The 17,962-nt window shown below is 59.0% G+C and carries 16 protein-coding genes; 11 read left to right on the top strand and 5 right to left on the bottom strand.

Annotated features, from left to right (window positions below; all coding sequences use genetic code 11):
* The first annotated feature begins 4 nt into the window (after positions 1-4).
* The 6 genes from livM (at position 5) to EYC79_RS20060 (ending at position 5,328) form a co-directional block, all read left to right on the top strand.
* On the top strand, positions 5-1,399 hold the full coding sequence (gene livM / locus EYC79_RS20085; RefSeq protein ID WP_111850344.1) for a high-affinity branched-chain amino acid ABC transporter permease LivM: 1,395 nt from the start codon (positions 5-7) through the stop codon (positions 1,397-1,399).
* Positions 1,399-2,265, top strand: coding sequence for an ABC transporter ATP-binding protein (locus EYC79_RS20080; protein WP_130979294.1), 867 nt, complete (start codon positions 1,399-1,401; stop codon positions 2,263-2,265). Before livM ends, EYC79_RS20080 begins: the two co-directional genes overlap by 1 nt.
* Entirely contained in the window at positions 2,265-2,990 is a 726-nt protein-coding gene (locus EYC79_RS20075; protein ID WP_062439933.1) for an ABC transporter ATP-binding protein, read from the top strand. Before EYC79_RS20080 ends, EYC79_RS20075 begins: the two co-directional genes overlap by 1 nt.
* 253 nt (positions 2,991-3,243) lie before the next feature.
* Complete coding sequence (locus EYC79_RS20070; RefSeq protein WP_062426612.1) at positions 3,244-3,597, top strand: DUF6867 family protein; 354 nt, start codon at positions 3,244-3,246, stop codon at positions 3,595-3,597.
* 116 nt (positions 3,598-3,713) lie between these two features.
* Positions 3,714-4,832, top strand: a complete 1,119-nt coding sequence (locus tag EYC79_RS20065; protein WP_062426218.1) for a branched-chain amino acid ABC transporter substrate-binding protein — start codon at positions 3,714-3,716, stop codon at positions 4,830-4,832.
* Positions 4,833-5,091: 259 nt separating this feature from the next.
* Positions 5,092-5,328, top strand: coding sequence for a hypothetical protein (locus EYC79_RS20060; protein WP_062426219.1), 237 nt, complete (start codon positions 5,092-5,094; stop codon positions 5,326-5,328).
* A gap of 251 nt (positions 5,329-5,579) precedes the next feature.
* On the opposite strand, the gene EYC79_RS20055 is transcribed toward EYC79_RS20060, so the two are convergent.
* From EYC79_RS20055 to EYC79_RS20040, 5 genes are all read right to left on the bottom strand, one after another.
* A complete protein-coding gene (locus tag EYC79_RS20055; RefSeq protein ID WP_130979293.1) occupies positions 5,580-6,113 on the bottom strand; it encodes an AAA family ATPase in 534 nt (177 codons plus the stop codon).
* A 254-nt stretch (positions 6,114-6,367) separates the two neighbouring features.
* The gene (locus tag EYC79_RS20050) at positions 6,368-7,279 is read right to left on the bottom strand and encodes a response regulator transcription factor (RefSeq protein WP_062426221.1); all 912 of its coding nucleotides are present in this window, start codon (positions 7,277-7,279) and stop codon (positions 6,368-6,370) included.
* Entirely contained in the window at positions 7,276-10,671 is a 3,396-nt protein-coding gene (locus EYC79_RS20045; protein ID WP_130979291.1) for a hybrid sensor histidine kinase/response regulator, read from the bottom strand. The genes EYC79_RS20050 and EYC79_RS20045 overlap by 4 nt, the downstream gene beginning before the upstream one ends.
* 21 nt (positions 10,672-10,692) lie before the next feature.
* Positions 10,693-10,878, bottom strand: coding sequence for a hypothetical protein (locus tag EYC79_RS23540; protein ID WP_165457085.1), 186 nt, complete (start codon positions 10,876-10,878; stop codon positions 10,693-10,695).
* A 10-nt stretch (positions 10,879-10,888) separates the two neighbouring features.
* Positions 10,889-11,923, bottom strand: coding sequence for a glutamine synthetase beta-grasp domain-containing protein (locus EYC79_RS20040; RefSeq protein WP_062426224.1), 1,035 nt, complete (start codon positions 11,921-11,923; stop codon positions 10,889-10,891).
* Positions 11,924-12,423: 500 nt separating this feature from the next.
* Here EYC79_RS20040 and EYC79_RS20035 point away from each other — a divergent pair, with 500 nt between their 5' ends.
* From EYC79_RS20035 to urtD, 5 genes are all read left to right on the top strand, one after another.
* Positions 12,424-12,609, top strand: a complete 186-nt coding sequence (locus tag EYC79_RS20035) for a DUF2735 domain-containing protein (protein WP_062426225.1) — start codon at positions 12,424-12,426, stop codon at positions 12,607-12,609.
* Between the two features lie 195 nt (positions 12,610-12,804).
* On the top strand, positions 12,805-14,094 hold the full coding sequence (urtA, locus tag EYC79_RS20030; RefSeq protein ID WP_130979289.1) for an urea ABC transporter substrate-binding protein: 1,290 nt from the start codon (positions 12,805-12,807) through the stop codon (positions 14,092-14,094).
* Positions 14,095-14,333: 239 nt separating this feature from the next.
* Positions 14,334-15,941 (top strand): urea ABC transporter permease subunit UrtB, encoded by a 1,608-nt coding sequence (gene urtB / locus EYC79_RS20025; RefSeq protein WP_130979287.1) that lies wholly within the window; start codon positions 14,334-14,336, stop codon positions 15,939-15,941.
* Positions 15,938-17,107 carry an urea ABC transporter permease subunit UrtC gene (urtC, locus tag EYC79_RS20020; protein WP_130979285.1) on the top strand — a complete coding sequence of 390 codons (1,170 nt, stop codon included), beginning with the start codon at positions 15,938-15,940 and terminating at the stop codon, positions 17,105-17,107. Before urtB ends, urtC begins: the two co-directional genes overlap by 4 nt.
* Before the next feature lie 7 nt (positions 17,108-17,114).
* Positions 17,115-17,876, top strand: coding sequence for an urea ABC transporter ATP-binding protein UrtD (gene urtD, locus EYC79_RS20015; RefSeq protein WP_062426613.1), 762 nt, complete (start codon positions 17,115-17,117; stop codon positions 17,874-17,876).
* Positions 17,877-17,962 lie beyond the last annotated feature (86 nt).

The following is a 17,962-nucleotide window of genomic DNA, read 5'->3' as shown; positions in this document are numbered from 1 at the left end:
GCACATGGCAAACATTCCTTCTGACAACACCGCCGAGCAGGACGTCATGGCAAGAGCGGTGAAGGAAGCCATTATTGCTGGCTTCGTTTCCCTCGGCATGTTCCTGCTCTATGTGGGCATCGTCACCTATCAGGATATCAACAACCAGCTGGTCTGGGGCACACGTTGGGGTCTCCTGGCGATCTTCGTCGCCGTCGCCGCCATCGGTCGCTTCGTCGTGGTCGGCGTCATCGAGCCGCATCTCGACCGCCGCAAGCTTGCCAAATCCAAGGCTGGCATTCTGGAAATTTCTGAGGAAAAGAACTTTTTCCACAAGCATTTCCTGAAAATCGCGCTGGTGTTCCTGCTGCTCTATCCGATGGTTGCCGTCTATTTCCGAGGCGCTCAGGGCTCGCTGATCTTCGTCGACAATTTTGGTATCCAGATCCTCATCTATGTGATGCTCGCCTGGGGCCTGAACATCGTCGTCGGTCTGGCGGGTCTGCTCGATCTCGGTTATGTCGCCTTCTATGCCGTCGGCGCCTATTCCTACGCGCTGTTGTCCAGCTATTTCGGCCTGTCCTTCTGGGTGCTTCTGCCGCTTGCCGGGATTCTTGCCGCCTTCTGGGGAATCATTCTCGGCTTCCCGGTGCTGCGTCTGCGCGGCGACTATCTCGCCATCGTGACACTTGCCTTTGGTGAGATCATCCGGCTTGTGCTGTTGAACTGGACGGATGTGACCCGAGGCACATTCGGTATTTCCGGAATTGCCAAGGCTTCGGTCTTTGGTATCTGGTCTTTCGATGTTGGTGCGCCGAACAACTTCGCCAAGGCTTTCGGCCTGCCGATGTCGTCGGGTTACTACAAGATCTTCCTCTTCTACGTGATCCTGCTTCTGTGCATGCTGACGGCCTATGTCACCATCAAGCTGCGCCGCATGCCGATCGGTCGTGCCTGGGAAGCGCTGCGTGAAGATGAGATCGCCTGCCGTTCGCTCGGCATCGATACGGTCAAGACCAAGCTCACCGCCTTTGCAACAGGTGCGATGTTTGGTGGCTTTGCGGGGTCCTTCTTTGCCGCACGTCAGGGCTTCGTCTCTCCGGAAAGCTTTGTCTTCCTTGAATCGGCCGTCATCCTCGCCATCGTCGTTCTTGGTGGCATGGGCTCGCTGACCGGTATTGCGATTGCTGCCGTCGTCATGGTTGGCGGTACGGAACTGCTGCGTGAGATGGAATTCCTCAAGCACGTCTTCGGTCCGGACTTCACGCCAGAGCTTTACCGCATGCTGCTCTTCGGCCTTGCCATGGTTATCGTCATGCTGTTCAAGCCACGCGGCTTCGTCGGCTCGCGTGAACCCACGGCCTTCCTGAAGAAACGCAAGTCTGTCTCCGGCAGCTTCACCAAGGAAGGTCACGGCTGATGGCTTCCGGAAACACTGCGATGAACAAGAATACCATCCTGAAGGTCGAACATCTTTCGATGCGCTTTGGCGGGTTGATGGCGATCAACGACCTTTCCTTCGATGTGAAGCGCGGCGATATCACCGCGCTGATCGGTCCGAACGGGGCCGGCAAGACCACCGTGTTCAACTGCATCACCGGCTTCTACAAGCCGACGATGGGCATGATCACCATGGTGCGCAGCAATGGCGAGGAGCATCTGCTCGAGCGTCTGCCGGACTTCGAAGTGACCAAGAAGGCCAAGGTTGCCCGTACCTTCCAGAATATCCGCCTGTTTTCAGGCCTCACGGTTCTGGAAAACCTCCTGGTTGCGCAACACAACAGGCTGATGAAGGCCTCCGGCTACACCATCCTCGGCCTGCTCGGGCTTCCGACCTATACGCATGCGGCCGAAGCATCGGTCGAAAAGGCCAAATACTGGCTGGAGAAGGCCGATCTCATTGATCGTGCCGACGATCCGGCGGGCGATCTGTCCTACGGCGCGCAGCGCCGTCTGGAAATTGCGCGCGCCATGTGCACCGAGCCTGAGCTTCTGTGCCTCGACGAACCGGCCGCCGGTCTCAACCCGAAGGAGTCGCTTGCGCTCAACGCCCTCTTGCGCGGCATTCGCGACGAGGGAACCTCGCTGCTTCTGATCGAACATGACATGTCGGTTGTCATGGAAATCTCCGACCACGTCGTGGTCCTCGAATATGGGCAGAAGATTTCTGACGGTACGCCCGATCATGTGAAGAACGATCCCAAGGTCATTGCCGCCTATCTTGGTGTCGAGGACGATGAAGTGGAAGATGTGATTGCAGAAGAACTTGACGGGAGAGCAGTCTGATGTCTGACACTCTCCTGAAAATTCAAGGCGTTGAAACCTATTACGGCAATATCCGCGCTCTGGCTGGCGTGGATGTGGAAGTGAAAAAGGGTGAGATCGTCTCCTTGATCGGCGCCAATGGTGCCGGCAAGTCGACCCTGATGATGACGATCTGCGGCGCGCCTCAGGCACGCAATGGCGAAGTCATTTTCGACGGCGAGGATATTACCCGCCTGCCGACGCACATGATTGCCCGCAAGCGCATCGCCCAGTCGCCTGAAGGCCGCCGAATTTTCCCGCGCATGTCGGTGCTGGAAAATCTGCAGATGGGCGCCAATCTCGACAACCTCAAATACTTCAAGGAAGATGTCGAGAAGGTCTTCACCATGTTCCCGCGCTTGAAGGAGCGCCAGAGCCAGCGTGGCGGCACGCTTTCGGGCGGCGAGCAGCAGATGCTCTCCATCGGTCGCGCGCTGATGTCGCGTCCGAAACTTCTGCTCCTCGACGAGCCGTCTCTCGGCTTGGCTCCTTTGATCGTCAAAGGCATTTTCGAGGCGATCAAGAAGCTCAACCAGGAAGAGGGGCTGACTGTCTTCCTCGTGGAGCAGAACGCTTTCGCGGCCCTGAAGCTTTCCGACCGCGCCTATGTGATGGTCAATGGCAAGGTGACGATGAGCGGTTCTGGCAAGGAGCTTCTCGCCAATCCGGAAGTGCGTGCAGCCTATCTCGAAGGCGGACGCCACTGACGATGAGAGGGTGCGGGGGTCGTCGATCCCCGTCCTTTGAAAAGGCGCAAAAGTTTTTATGATTTTGTGCCGCTGCCCATGAAAAAATGCTTGCTTTCGAAGGCGTTGGGCGCAAATCTGCTGAGAGCCTGTCAGACTGCATAGCCGGTTTGGCGGATCAAAAACAAACAATAAAGCTTGCCGGAAAACGGTCAAGCGAAACAGAAAACAGGATCGTTTGCTTCTCGTGGCGGCGGTGCTGATTGGGGAAAAGATGCAGGGCCTTTTTTTCGAAACCGATAGTGGCGTTCGCTATATCTTGCGTGGCCTCGTCGTTCTTCTCGGCTTCTGGACTGCCTGGCGTACAGGCAAGTCGGTTGCCGATGGCTGGGGTCAATATCCGCAGGTGGTGATTTACGCTCTGCTTCTGGGCTGCGTCATGCGCTTTTTGCATTACGCGCTCTTTGCCGGTCCGTTGTTGAACGGCTTCTACTACCTGATCGATGTCGCGGTTCTCCTGGCCTTCGCAACGGCCGGCTTCCGCATCCGCCGGACCAGCCAGATGGTCGATAACTACTACTGGCTCTACGACCGGACATCGGCATTTTCCTATAAGAAGAAACATTGACAGACGGGTTTTTCTGAAATCAGAATTCCCTCCTGAGAGGAACAGCCTGGACAGTTAATTTGGGTGCTGGACAGGTCGAGAAAACCAACCCAATCAAAGGAACTGGGAGTAATATAATGAAGAAGTCTCTTCTTTCCGCAGTTGCGCTGACCGCAATGGTCGCGTTCAGCGGTTCGGCATGGGCCGATGTCCTGATCGGCGTCGGTGGTCCGTTGACTGGCCCTAACGCTGCTTTCGGCGCTCAGCTCCAGAAGGGTGCAGAGCAGGCCGCAGCGGACATCAATGCTGCTGGCGGTATCAACGGCGAGAAGATCAAGATCGTTCTCGGCGACGACGTGTCCGACCCCAAACAGGGCATCTCGGTTGCCAACAAGTTCGCAGCCGATGGCGTGAAGTTCGTCGTCGGCCACTTCAACTCCGGCGTTTCCATTCCGGCATCTGAGGTTTATGCTGAAAACGGCATTCTCGAGGTCACGCCTGCTGCGACCAACCCGGTCTTCACCGAGCGCGGCCTGTGGAACACCTTCCGTACCTGCGGCCGTGACGACCAGCAGGGCGGCATCGCCGGCAAGTACCTCGCGGACCACTTCAAGGATGCCAAGGTCGCCATCATTCATGACAAGACCCCTTATGGTCAGGGCCTTGCCGATGAGACCAAGAAGGCTGCCAACGCCGCTGGCGTGAAGGAAGTCATCTATGAAGGCGTGAATGTCGGCGACAAGGACTTCTCCGCCCTGATCGCCAAGATGAAGGAAGCTGGCGTTTCCGTTGTTTACTGGGGCGGCCTCCACACCGAAGCCGGCCTGATCATCCGTCAGGCAAAGGACCAGGGCCTCAAGGCCACGCTCGTTTCCGGTGACGGTATCGTTTCGAACGAACTGGCTTCGATTGCTGGCGACGCCGTTGAAGGCACGCTGAACACCTTCGGTCCTGATCCGACCCTGCGTCCGGACAACAAGGACCTGGTTGCGAAGTTCAAGGCTGCAGGCTTCAATCCTGAAGCTTACACGCTTTACTCCTACGCCGCCGTTCAGGTAATTGCCGAAGGTGCAAAGGCTGCCGGTTCTCTCGACGCTGAAGCCGTTGCTGCAGCGCTGAAGAAGGGCACCTTCAAGACCGTTCTCGGCGATATCTCCTTCGACGAAAAGGGCGACCCGAAGCTTCCTGGCTACGTCATGTACGAGTGGAAGAAGGGCCCGGACGGCAAGTACAGCTACTTCCAGCAGGGCATGTAATCTGCTTTCTGGATTTGAGATTGATGGAGCCCGGCAGCGATGCCGGGCTTTTTCCGTTCTTTGGCTCCCGGTAGTATCGGCCTCCGGCGGCAAGCTCAGTCTTCTATCAAGCATCCTGCTGTCGTTCCCGGCGGAGAGAGGACAGAGTGAGACCCACCTTTGAGCATGTTCGATCACGATAAATTAGATAAATGTGATGATGGGCGGAACCGGCTGCGACGCGCCACGTTTCCCGCAGCCTCAATTCAGGAGTTCATGAATGAAAAAGCTTGTTGTTTCCGCAGTGCTCGCCGCCGCGTCGTTCTTCTCGGTCACCGCACCATCCTTCGCTGAAACCGTCACCGTGACGACGTCGCAGCGCGTCATGCGTGAGCCGGTCCGTGAAGAATACCGCCCGCGCCACTACCGCCATGCCCCGCGTGATTGCTTCGTCAAGAAGGAACGCATCCGCCGCCACGGTGAGATCATCGTCCGCAAGACGCGCGTTTGCCGCTAATCTCCGTGCTTGTCCTCCCCTCCGATGGTGTCGGCGGGGAGGGCAGGTCTGATGCTGTTCTTTGTTGAGTGGGTGTGTATGGCGGACAGAGTTCCGCCTTTTTTGCATTGTGGGGGATCTGAGTGGTGGCTACCCCCTCTGTCCTGCCGGACATCTCCCCCTCAAGGGGGGGTCGGCAAAGGGCGCCGACGCAGTTTAGCGTCGACGTTCGGGATTTTTGCTTCGTATCGGTTTAAGCGGGCCCGTCTTTTTCATTTGTCTTGAAGCAGGTTCAGCACAAATTCCACTCGCTCATCAACGCCCGTCTTCGGCAGGATGGCGACGTCATATCCCAGATCATCGTAATCGCGGCAGAGCCGCTCATACTCGTCTACGGCGTCCTCGAAGCCGTGGCGGCGTTCGTTGTCGGTTGCGTAGATTTCGGGCCACGGGGGCGTGAGGAAGACCCGATTGTCGTAACGAAATTCGCTACACAGCCTTTCATACCATAGGTCGTCACCAAGATGGCGAAGCGCGGAGGCGGCGTCGATCAGGCTACGGTCAAAGATCGAAATGCCTGATGTGTCGCGGGCGGCTGCGTAGTCCTGTTCCGCCATCGCAAGTGCTTGCTCAAGGAAGGCTTTGAGGTCGAGCCAGGGGAGGGCTGTGCCTCCCGTTTTCAGCTGTTGTGCGACGACGCGTCGGCCCGGTTCTTCCACCGTGGCGAACCCGTGTTTTGAAAGGTTTGAGAGGAGCGTGGATTTGCCGCCGCCGGAGCAGCCGGAGAGGATGACGAGTTTGGCCATGGGTTTATCCTTACAGCATCAACCCGAAAATCGACCTCGATTTTCGGAAAGGCGATGCGTCAATTCAAAAAAGTAGAGCGTACTTTGCGCGCCCTGTAGGACGCACGGCGCCTTAATGGATGAGATGTGCAGACCCGTCGTGATCAAGCGGCAAGGGCGCAACGGAGCGTGACACTGTGGAGCGCGCAAGGGCTCGCAGATCGGAGGTTATTTATCGGGGAAGAAGGCGGCGGAGACAGACGGCTCCTGGGATCTCAGCTATCGTGCAGCACATTTGCCGCTTTCACTGCGGCAGAGGCGCGGTTTTCGACGCCGAGTTTGACGTAGATCTGTTCCAGATGCTTGTTCACCGTGCGGGCCGAAAGGCCGAGAATTTCGCCGATATCGCGGTTGGATTTTCCCTTGGCGATCCAGACCAGCACTTCCGATTCCCGCGTCGTTAGCGAGAAGCGGTCACGCAGCAAAGCGTCGCCGGATTTGTCGTTGGTGGTGGTGAGGCGGAAGAGATATTCGTCGGCGCCGACGGCACCCAGAAACGTAAATTGCAGTGAAGGCCGATCCGACTGCGTGATCACCAGCGGCGTGTCACGGGAGGCCTGCTTCTCCATCCATTCGCCAATGGTGCGCGACACGATATCGAGGCCATCATTGCTGCCGGTTGCGGCGTTGATGAGGCGCGTTGCCTGTGGCGTGGACCAGAGGATCGTGCCATCGGCGCGCACCGCCAGAAGGTGACGGCCAGCGGCATCCAGCGCGACGCGCGCGCTTTGGGCCGAGCGGGCATTGGAGAGGTGAACCCGAAGCCTGGCGCGCAGTTCGTCGATATTGATCGGCTTGCTCAGATAATCCACGCCGCCGCATTCCAGCGCGCGCACCACATGCTCGGTTTCGGTCAGCCCGGTCATGAAGATCACCGGCACCTGCGCCACGGCGGCGTTCGCCTTCAAGCGCAGGCAGGTTTCGAAGCCATCCAGGCCCGGCATGACGGCATCGAGCAGCACGAGATCGGGCGTCACGCGCTCGACGATGTTGAGGGCTGCCTGTCCCGAGGTTGCGATCAGCACCGAGAAGCCGGACTGTTCCAGCGCCTCGGTCAAAAAGCCGAGCGCTTCCGGGCTGTCATCGACGAGAAGAACGATATCGCGGGGCTGCAACGATCGGTTCATCCGTGTCCGTCCTTTCTGTCGAAAGCCTGGAGATAATCGGCATAGCCGGCGAGGTCGAAAGCGCGCACGAAGCGGCGGGCTTCTTCGGTAAAGGCGAGGTTTTCAGGTTCAGCCGCAAGGCTATCAAGTTTGGCTTCGATGCCACGAATATAGCCTATTTCGCCAAGTGCAATCAGATCCTGTAAATGAGCCGGTGCCGGTGCCTGTATTGCGCCGGGCTTTGCTTGACTCTGGGCCAATGAGACCGGGGGCAGGTCGGTATCATAAACCCATTGCAGACCGAGATGAACGGCCAGCCGGTCGCAGAGCTTGCGGATATCCACGGGCTTTGCCAGCGTGTCATTATGGCCATCCGTACCAGCGCCGATGATGGCGGTATCGCCGATATTGGCCGAGAGCATGAGGATGGGCGCCGTTTGGCCTGCGTCGCGCAGCCTGTCCACCAATTGCCAGCCGCTCATTCCCGGCATGGAGATATCGATGAGGAAGGCGTCCGGCTGCATCGCCTCGATCAGCGCCAAGCAGTCGGGCCCGCTTTGCGCCGTCAGCACGACGAAATCGAGCGGAGACAGCACCTCCATCATCAGGTCGCGGTGATCTTCGTTGTCATCGACAACGACGATGGTGCGACGTGGACCGGCATAGGAAACGATCTTCTTTTCCGGTGCGAGTGCCGTGCTGGGACGATCGACGGAGGAGAGCATCAGCCGCACCCGGAAGGTCGAGCCGACATCCTTTTCGCTTTCGACGGAAATCTCGCCACCGAGCGTGTTGGTCAGCAGTTGAGTGATGGTGAGCCCAAGGCCGAGACCAGGCATCGGCTTGATGCTTTCGGCTTCGCCACGCTGGAAAGGCTCGTAGATACGGGCGAGATCCTTTTGCGCGATACCGCGCCCGGTATCGGTGACGGTGAAGGTGGCGACCTGGCTGCGATAGGTGACGTCGAAGCTGACAGTGCCTTCGTCGGTGAACTTGATGGCATTGGAGAGCAGGTTGACGAGGATCTGGCGCAGGCGTTTCTCGTCGCTGCGCACATATTGCGGCAGGCCTCGTGCCCGCTCATGACGGAAGGTCAGCCCTTTGGCCTGCGCCTGCGGGCGGAACATGTCGATGATCTGGTCGAGAAAATCCTGAATGTTGATTTCGTTGGATTGCACCTGCAGGCGGCCCGCCTCGATCTTGGAGATATCCAAGAGACCGTCGATCAGGCCAGAGAGGTGATCTGCGGAGCGGCGGATGACCTTGATGGCGGACTGGCGCGGCGCGGGAATGGTCTCGTCGCGCTCAAGGATCTGGGCGTAGCCGAGCACGGCGTTAAGCGGGGTGCGCAATTCGTGGCTGAGCCCCACCACATAGCGGCTCTTGGCGCGGTTGGCGGCTTCGGCCGTTTCCTTGGCGTTTTGCAAGGCGGCATCGGTCTTCTGGTGGGCGGCGATTTCCTTCAAAAGCAGCGTGTTCTGGCGAGAGGATTCCTCCTCCGCCACGACGCGGCTGTCATGGGCGAGCACCAGGAACCAGCAGACGATGCCGGCAATGACGGCAAAGACGAAGAAGACGATCAGGATGGTGCGGTTGACGACATCCGCCGTCGCTGGCGTGCCGGTGCCGACCTGATGGGCGATCAGCCCCAGAATGCCGCCAATGGCGGCAACGGCGAGTATCGAGAAGATGGCGTAGCGGCCTAGCCGGGTCGACAGCTTGGCGACGAGCTGTTCCGGCAGGAAGGTCTTGGCCACCTGGGCCGTCTGATAATTTAGTCGCGCCTTCGGCTTGCACATATCGTGGCAGCGGCTGTCCAGCGAGCAGCAGAGCGAACAGATCGGACCGGCATAGGCGGGGCACCAGGCCATGTCTTCCGGCTCGAAAGGATGCTCGCAGATGGAGCAGGTGATGCTGGAAAGCTCCTTCCACTTCTGGCGCGGCTTGCGCGCCAGGTAGAATTTTCCCTTCGTGCCCCAGGCAATCAGCGGCGAGGCAATGAAGGCGACGATGAGGGTGATATAGGGCGCCAGCGATGCGGCAAGCGTGCCGAACAGACCGAAATGGGCGCTGAGTGCAATCGTTGCGGAGAGCGCCATGGAACCGACGCCGACGGGATTGATGTCGTAGAGATGGGCGCGCTTGAACTCGATGCCGGGCGGGGCAAGCCCAAGTGGCTTGTTGATGAAGAGATCGGCGGAGATGGTGCATAGCCACGCCATGGCGACGATGGAGAAGATGCCGAGCGTTTCTTCCAGCAGCCGATAGATGCCAAGCTCCATCAGAAGGAGCGCAATCGCCACGTTGAAGACCAGCCAGACGACGCGGCCCGGATGGCTGTGGGTGAGGCGCGAGAAGAAGTTCGACCAGGCGAGCGAGCCCGCATAGGCATTCATCACGTTGATCTTCAACTGCGACACAACGACGAAGGCCACCATCAGGATCAGCGCGGCATTGTGGTTCGGGATCATGTAGCCGAAGGCGGTCAGATACATCTGCGACGGGTCGGCGGCACGATCCACCGGCACGCCGGAGGACAGCGTCAGCACCACGAGGAAGGAGCCCGCCAAAAGCTTGGGAACGCCCACCAGAACCCAGCCGGCACCGGCGAGGAAAACGCCGAACTTGTGGCGCCACTTGCTCTGACCTTCGGCCGGCAGGAAGCGCAGAAAGTCCACCTGTTCGCCGATCTGTGACATCAGCGCCAGGATGACGGCGGAGGCCGCACCGAATTCGATGAGGTTGAAAGAGGCGATTTCACCCGGCGAGGCAGAGGCATGGTGGATGCCGGAGAAGGCGAGCCAGAGATCGAACTTCTGCCAATCCATCAGGGCGATGAAGATGAAGGGCAGAACGTTGAGGACGATCCAGAAGGGCTGCGTCAGGATCTGGAACTTGCTGATAAGCCGCACGCCATGGGTGACGAGCGGAATGACCATGACGGCAGAGATGATGTAGCCGATCCACAGCGGGATGCCGAGCGCCAGTTCCAGCGCGCCGGACATGATCGACGCCTCGATGGCGAAGAGCATGAAGGTGAAGGCGGCGTAGATCAGAGAGGTGATGGTCGAGCCGATATAGCCGAAGCTTGCACCGCGCGTCAGAAGGTCGATATCAACGCCATGGCGGATGGCGTAGCGGCTGATCGGCAGGCCGACGAGCAGCATGGCGACCGCAGCAGCAACGATGGCGAAAAAGGCGTTGGTCGTGCCGTAGGAGAGGGTGATGGCACCGCCAATGGCTTCCAGCGCCAGAAAGGAGATCGCGCCGATGGCGGTGTGAGAAATGCGGCTCGAGGAGAATTGCCGGGCGCTCTTGGCGGTAAATCGCAGCGCGTAATCTTCCAGCGTCTGGTTCGCGACCCAGCGGTTATATTCGCGTCTGACGGGGATGATGCGTTGCCGTGCGGCCATGCCAGTGTTCCACAGCCTCCACTAGAGCTTGGTGTCCGTATCTCTCTCCGGCGTCATGGTCGGGCTTGACCCGACCATCCACCAGCGGATGGAAACCTGGATCCTCGGGTCAAGCCCGAGGATGACGAGCGCGCCGCGGTCGTTGAGTCCACGTTGCCCGCAAACGGCAGACGGAAAAATGGCGTCGCCCGGACAGAGCGACGCCATTCATTTTACATTAGGCAGCAGCCGACTTTGCCGTCGGGACTTCTGCGATCGTCTTCAGCACGACGGAAGCGATCTGGTATGGGCAGCCCTGGGAGTTCGGACGACGGTCTTCGAGGTAACCACGATAGCCGTTGTTGACGAAGGAGTGCGGAACGCGGATCGACGCGCCACGGTCTGCAACGCCGTAGGAGAACTTGTTCCACGGAGCGGTCTCGTGCTTGCCGGTCAGGCGCAGGTGGTTGTCTGGACCGTAAACGTCGATGTGCTCTTTCCAGTTCTTTTCGAAGGCAGCCATGAGGGCTTCGAAATACTCCTTGCCGCCAACTTCACGCATGAACTTGGTGGAGAAGTTGCAGTGCATGCCAGAACCGTTCCAGTCGGTGTCGCCGAGCGGCTTGCAATGGAATTCGACGTCGATGCCGTACTTTTCGCACAGGCGAAGAAGCAGGTAGCGAGCGATCCAGATCTGGTCGGCGGCACTCTTGGAGCCCTTGCCGAAAACCTGGAATTCCCACTGGCCCTTGGCCACTTCGGCGTTGATGCCTTCGTGGTTGATGCCTGCTTCGAGGCAGAGGTCGAGATGCTCTTCGACGATTTCGCGAGCGATCGAACCGACGTTCTTATAGCCGACGCCGGTGTAGTATGGGCCCTGCGGAGCTGGGTAGCCCTGCTCTGGGAAGCCGAGCGGACGACCGTCTTCGTAGAAGAAGTATTCCTGCTCGAAGCCGAACCAGGCGCCTTCGTCGTCAAGGATGGTTGCGCGGCTGTTGGACGGATGCGGTGTGACGCCATCCGGCATCATGACTTCGCACATGACCAGCGCGCCGTTGGTGCGGGCAGGGTCGGGGTAGATTGCGACTGGTTTCAAAACGCAGTCAGAGCTGTGGCCTTCGGCCTGCATGGTGGAGGAGCCATCAAAGCCCCAAAGCGGAAGCTGCTCGAGTGTCGGGAATTCGTCGAATTCCTTGATCTGCGTCTTGCCGCGCAGGTTTGCTACCGGCTTGTAACCATCCAGCCAGATGTACTCGAGTTTGAACTTAGTCATTACGAACCTCTCATGGGTTAAGATGCGAAGCCTTGATTGTTTTCGTCCGGTTACCGGTGGAAAACGCTCTCGCTTTCAAGGGCTGCCGATAGATATGCATGCCGCGTGCCAATTCGCGCCCGTCTCGAATTGACGCGTCATTTTTTTCTACCAACCTCGCTGGCGAACCGGTTGGTACGGCAAAATTCCGTCCTGACGTGCGGTGAGGGTTTTTCCCAAATTTTTAGAATTATGAAGGCTTTATGAAGCGAAATTGGCCGATTTTCTGCTGAAACTGTAAGCGATAGGGCCGTTCTGAATGTTTTTTGACCTGAAAGTGCGAAATTTGAGTGATTAGCTGCATAAAGACTATTCGATTAACCGACGCGCAATCAATGTGATTAAAAATTAGGCTTTGTGATATTTTTTTAAGCGGATGGGGTGAATTTCGGCTTTCAATCGGCTATAGTCCGGAACGAAGCATGGTGCTGAGGTGTTTGACTGGAAGAAAAGAGGCCGTCATGAGAACCGAACCCAATTTTGAAAGTGCCAAGATCTATCAGTTCCCCGTCGGAGGCCGCGCAGGCTACCGAGGCTTTCGCAAGGATGCGTCGGTTCAGTCCATCCAGGCAGAGGCTCCGCGTGTGGACTTCGACAGCTGGTACCATCAGGACGCCATTGCCGAGGACGAAAAGCCCCATAACTGAGGTATCTCGCGTTCTCGCTTATCCCGCCGGCTGACCTTGGGTCGGCCGCCCACACTTCCATGTGCTGATTTCGCCACCCCACCTACGTCAAACGACGTATACGGTTTCGCGGCACCGAGCCCGATAGTCCCCTCCAGCAGCGGTTCAACATGCCGCTGAGGCCTTCACGGCCCAACACGAAGAGGGGTTCTTCCGATGACTTTCAGCAAGATGCTCACTGGCGCGCTGCTCGGCGCCATCATGTCCACCACTGCATTCCACGGCGCATTTGCCGCTGACGACACGATCAAGATCGGTGTGCTGCACTCGCTCTCCGGCACGATGGCGATTTCGGAAACGACGCTGAAGGACGCCATGCTGATGCTCATCGACGAGCAAAACAAGAAGGGCGGCGTTCTCGGCAAGAAGCTGGAAGCCGTCGTCGTCGATCCAGCCTCCGATTGGCCGCTCTTTGCCGAAAAGGCGCGTCAGCTGATCAGCCAGGACAAGGTTGCCGCCGTCTTCGGTTGCTGGACCTCGTCTTCGCGCAAATCCGTTCTGCCGGTGTTCGAAGAGTTGAACTCCATCCTCTTCTACCCCGTGCAGTATGAGGGCGAAGAGTCCTCGCGCAACATCTTCTACACCGGTGCCGCACCGAACCAGCAGGCGATGCCCGCCGTCGATTACCTTGCCAACACCGAAGGCGTGGAGCGCTGGGTTCTCGCCGGTACGGACTATGTCTATCCGCAGACCACCAACAAGATCCTGAAGGCCTACCTGATGTCGAAGGGCGTCAAGGAAGAGGACATCATGATCAACTACACGCCATTCGGTCATTCCGACTGGCAGACGATCGTCTCCGACATCAAGAAGTTCGGCTCTGCCGGCAAGAAGACCGCCGTCGTTTCCACCATCAATGGTGACGCGAACGTTCCCTTCTACAAGGAACTGGCGAACCAGGGCGTGAAGGCTGAAGACATTCCGGTCGTCGCCTTCTCCGTCGGTGAAGAAGAGCTTGCCGGTCTCGATACCACGCCTCTCGTCGGCCACCTTGCCGCCTGGAACTACTTCCAGTCCGTCGATACCCCGGTCAATGCCGAGTTCATCAAGGAATGGCACGCCTTTACCAAGAACGACAAGCGCGTGACCAACGACCCGATGGAAGCCGCCTATATCGGCTTCAACGCCTGGGTGAAGGCCGTCGAGGCTGCCGGCACCACGGATACCGACAAGGTTCTGGACAGCATCATCGGCGTTTCGGTGCCGAACCTGTCTGGCGGTTACGCCACCGTCATGCCGAACCACCACATCACCAAGCCGGTGCTGATCGGTGAAATCCAGTCGGACGGCCAGTTCCAGATCGTGCAGCAGACCGCGCAGGTCGTGGGCGACGAGTGGTCCGATTACCTGCCGGACTCCAAGGACCTGATTTCCGATTGGCGCAAGCCAATGTCCTGCGGCAACTTCAACGTTGCGTCGGGCAAGTGCGGCGGCAAGGGCATGTGATTTGGTGATCCTTCTCGAGGCGCTGATGCGCCTCGACTGGACTCCGGCTCAACTCCGGGGTGAGGGAGACCGGGCAAGCGCCCTACACACTGCCGTCATCCTCGGGCTTGACCCGAGGATCCACTGTTTACACTCACTCTCTCTAGCGTCGCTGGTTTCTGGCTGACGTGATGGATCCTCGGGTCGAGCCCCGAGGATGACGTCGAGAGGGAGGGAGGCTCCAAGGGGGACTTGGGACCATGTTTTTCCGACTGTTGGCCGTGATCGGCCTTTTGTTCAGCCTGACGGCTTCGGCGCTTGCCCAGCAGGGCGATGCCAAGCCGTTGATCGATGCGCTGGGCAAGGCCGACTTCAAGCAGGCTGAAGCGCTGATCGGGCAGATTGCTGCGACCGGCGATGCACGCGTCGTGCCTGCACTCGAAGCGCTTGCCGCCGGTGAACTCTATGTTCGCAAGGCTGACAACCTGGTGTTTCTCACCAAGCCCGCCGGCGATAATCTGACGCTGATCGATCCGGTGACCGGTGAGGCGGTCGGTGAAGCGCCGAAGGCGGCGGTGACGAAGATCAAGGTCAACAATACGCTGCGCCGTGTCACGCGTGCAGCACTTGGCGGTCTAACGCTGCTGAGCCCGGATCGTGGCGTGCGGCTTGCCGCGGCGGACGCCGTGTTGAAAGCGCCGAGTGCTGAAAATCTCGGGCTGTTGGAAGCCGCTCTCGCCAAGGAAACCGACGGCCAGGTTCGCGCACGCATGGAAGAGGCGCGTGCCGTTTCCCTCCTGAGTTCCGACCGCTCCGTTGAAGACAAGCGCGGTGCCATCGACACGATCAAGACGATCGGCGGGCGTGATGCCATAAGCATCCTGATGGCTGCATCATCCTCCGTCGATGCCAGCCTGAAGCCGGACATCGACGCGGCGATCTCGCATATCCAATCCTCGCTGGCGCTATGGGATGCCGCGCAGAATATCTGGTACGGCCTTTCTCTCGGCTCCGTGCTGCTGCTTGCCGCCATCGGCCTTGCCATCACCTTCGGCGTGATGGGCATCATCAATATGGCCCATGGCGAGATGGTGATGATCGGCGCCTATTCCACCTTCATCGTGCAGGACATCATTCGTAGCCACTTCCCTGGACTGTTCGACTGGTCGCTCACCATCGCGCTGCCGGTCGCCTTTATCGTCACCGGATTTGTCGGTCTCGTCATCGAGCGCGGCGTGATCCGCTTTCTCTATGGCCGGCCGCTGGAAACACTGCTGGCCACCTGGGGTATTTCGCTGATCCTCCAGCAGGGCGTGCGCTCCATCTTCGGGCCGACCAACCGCGAGGTCGGCAGCCCAAGCTGGATGTCCGGCTCCTTCAGCGTCGGCTATCTGAATTTCACCTGGAACCGCGTCTGGATCGTCTGTTTCTCGCTGTCGGTGTTCTTCGCTCTGCTTCTGCTTTTGAAGCGCTCGTCCTTCGGCCTGCAGATGCGCGCCGTGACCCAGAACCGGCGTATGGCCTCTTCCATGGGTATCCGCACACCCTGGGTCGATGCCTTCACCTTTGCGCTCGGCTCGGGCGTTGCGGGTCTTGCGGGCGTCGCGCTCAGCCAGATCGACAATGTGTCGCCCAATCTTGGCCAGAGCTATATTATCGACAGCTTCATGGTCGTGGTCTTTGGCGGTGTCGGCAATCTTTGGGGAACGCTGGTCGGCGCGCTGTCGCTTGGTGTCCTCAACAAGTTCCTGGAGCCGACCGTCGGTGCCGTTCTCGGCAAGATCCTCGTGCTCGTCCTCATCATCCTGTTCATCCAGAAGCGGCCACGCGGTCTCTTCGCACTCAAGGGAAGGGCGATCGAAGCATGATTACCGGCTTTCTCCTTCGCGCGCTCGACCGCCGCATCTCGATTGCCATCGGCATCATTCTGGCCGTGGCGCTCATCATTCCGGCGCTGAACCTGCTCTTGCCGCCCAGCAACCCGCTGCATGTGCCGACCTATATGATGTCGATGCTCGGCAAGTATCTGGCTTACGCGCTTCTGGCGCTGGCACTTGATCTCGTCTGGGGCTATTGCGGCATTCTCTCGCTTGGCCACGGGGCGTTCTTTGCGCTCGGCGGCTATGCCATGGGCATGTATCTGATGCGCCAGATCGGCTCGCGCGGCGTTTATGGCGATCCGGTGCTGCCGGATTTCATGGTCTTCCTCAACTGGAAGGAACTGCCGTGGTTCTGGCACGGCTTCGATATGTTCTGGTTCGCCATGGTGATGGTGCTGGTCGTGCCCGGTCTGCTTGCCTTCATCTTCGGCTGGTTCGCCTTTCGCTCGCGCGTCAATGGCGTCTACCTGTCGATCATCACCCAGGCCATGACCTATGCACTGCTGCTTGCCTTCTTCCGCAACGACATGGGTTTTGGCGGCAATAACGGCCTGACAGACTTCAAGGATATTCTCGGCTTTTCCGTTCAGGCGGATGGCACACGTGCGGTACTCTTTGCCATGACCGCACTGATGCTGGCGCTGTCCCTGATGATTGCCTCCGGTATCGTCAACTCCAAGTTCGGCAAGGTGCTGGTGGGTGTGCGCGATGCCGAAAGCCGGGTTCGCTTCCTTGGCTTTCGCGTCGAAAACATCAAGCTCTTCACCTTCGTCGTTTCGGCGATGATGGCGGGCATTGCCGGTGCGCTTTTCGTGCCGCAGGTGGGCATCATCAATCCGGGCGAATTCGCGCCGGCCAACTCGATCGAAGTGGTTGTGTGGACGGCCGTTGGCGGTCGCGGCACGCTGATCGGGCCAATCATCGGCGCGCTGCTGGTCAATGGCGGCAAGAGCTATTTTACCGGCGCCTTTCCCGAGTTCTGGCTCTTTGCGCTGGGCGGCCTCTTCATCGCCGTGACGCTGTTCTTCCCCAAGGGCATTGTCGGCACCATCCAGCACACTATGGCGGGTCGTCGCGGCAAGGGTGCAAAGCCCAAAGACAATCCGGCAAAGCCCGGCAATGACGATGCGGTGGCGCATCAGGCAGCGGAGTGAGGCGGATATGAACACAGTTTCTGATACGAGAGCAAAAAGCCTGCTCTATCTCGACGGCGTTTCCGTTTCCTTCGATGGCTTCCGGGCGCTGAACTCTCTTTCCTTCGTGGTGGAGCCCGGCGAGTTGCGCGCCATTATCGGCCCGAATGGAGCCGGCAAGACGACGATGATGGACATCATCACCGGCAAGACGCGGCCGGACAGCGGCACAGTGCTGTTCGAAGACCAGATCGACCTGACGAAGAAGGACGAGGCGGACATCGCCCAGCTCGGCATCGGCCGGAAATTCCAGAAGCCGACTGTGTTCGAAAGCCACACGGTCTGGGACAATCTGGAACTGGCGCTGAACCGCAAACGCGGCGTCTTCGCCACGCTGTTCTACCGTCTGACGGCAGAGGACAAGGCGCGCATCGAGGAAATCCTCGCAACTGTGCGCCTCGGCCACCGCCGAGATGACTTGGCGGCGAACCTCTCGCACGGCCAGAAACAGTGGCTGGAAATCGGCATGCTGCTTGCGCAGGAGCCGAAGCTTCTGCTGGTGGATGAACCGGTGGCGGGCATGACGGACGCCGAGACGGCGGAAACGGCAGTGCTGTTGAAGGAAATCGCCAAGACCCGTTCCGTGGTGGTGGTGGAACACGACATGGGCTTCATCCGCGAGCTTGGCGTCAAGGTGACATGCCTTGCCGAAGGCTCCGTGCTGGCCGAGGGATCGATCGATTTCGTTTCGAACGATCCGAAGGTTATCGAGAATTATCTGGGGCGGTGAGGGGATGAGCGAGTTTTTCGAGCGTCTGCGTGTGCTGCCGTGGATCCTCGGGTCAAGCCCGAGGATGACGGAAGAGAGTGAGTTTG

This window comes from Agrobacterium cavarae, from assembly GCF_004310285.1.
GTDB classification, from domain to species: domain Bacteria; phylum Pseudomonadota; class Alphaproteobacteria; order Rhizobiales; family Rhizobiaceae; genus Agrobacterium; species Agrobacterium cavarae.
The sequence above is the reverse complement of the archived record's forward strand: the minus strand, read 5'-3'. Positions and strand labels throughout refer to the sequence as shown.

Coding starts and splice junctions, on each gene's coding strand:
- livM (WP_111850344.1), top strand. CDS start 5: ATGGCAAACATTCCTTCTGACAACACCGCCGAGCAGGACGTCATGGCA.
- EYC79_RS20080 (WP_130979294.1), top strand. CDS start 1,399: ATGGCTTCCGGAAACACTGCGATGAACAAGAATACCATCCTGAAGGTC.
- EYC79_RS20075 (WP_062439933.1), top strand. CDS start 2,265: ATGTCTGACACTCTCCTGAAAATTCAAGGCGTTGAAACCTATTACGGC.
- EYC79_RS20070 (WP_062426612.1), top strand. CDS start 3,244: ATGCAGGGCCTTTTTTTCGAAACCGATAGTGGCGTTCGCTATATCTTG.
- EYC79_RS20065 (WP_062426218.1), top strand. CDS start 3,714: ATGAAGAAGTCTCTTCTTTCCGCAGTTGCGCTGACCGCAATGGTCGCG.
- EYC79_RS20060 (WP_062426219.1), top strand. CDS start 5,092: ATGAAAAAGCTTGTTGTTTCCGCAGTGCTCGCCGCCGCGTCGTTCTTC.
- EYC79_RS20055 (WP_130979293.1), bottom strand. CDS start 6,113: ATGGCCAAACTCGTCATCCTCTCCGGCTGCTCCGGCGGCGGCAAATCC.
- EYC79_RS20050 (WP_062426221.1), bottom strand. CDS start 7,279: ATGAACCGATCGTTGCAGCCCCGCGATATCGTTCTTCTCGTCGATGAC.
- EYC79_RS20045 (WP_130979291.1), bottom strand. CDS start 10,671: ATGGCCGCACGGCAACGCATCATCCCCGTCAGACGCGAATATAACCGC.
- EYC79_RS23540 (WP_165457085.1), bottom strand. CDS start 10,878: ATGGCGTCGCTCTGTCCGGGCGACGCCATTTTTCCGTCTGCCGTTTGC.
- EYC79_RS20040 (WP_062426224.1), bottom strand. CDS start 11,923: ATGACTAAGTTCAAACTCGAGTACATCTGGCTGGATGGTTACAAGCCG.
- EYC79_RS20035 (WP_062426225.1), top strand. CDS start 12,424: ATGAGAACCGAACCCAATTTTGAAAGTGCCAAGATCTATCAGTTCCCC.
- urtA (WP_130979289.1), top strand. CDS start 12,805: ATGACTTTCAGCAAGATGCTCACTGGCGCGCTGCTCGGCGCCATCATG.
- urtB (WP_130979287.1), top strand. CDS start 14,334: ATGTTTTTCCGACTGTTGGCCGTGATCGGCCTTTTGTTCAGCCTGACG.
- urtC (WP_130979285.1), top strand. CDS start 15,938: ATGATTACCGGCTTTCTCCTTCGCGCGCTCGACCGCCGCATCTCGATT.
- urtD (WP_062426613.1), top strand. CDS start 17,115: ATGAACACAGTTTCTGATACGAGAGCAAAAAGCCTGCTCTATCTCGAC.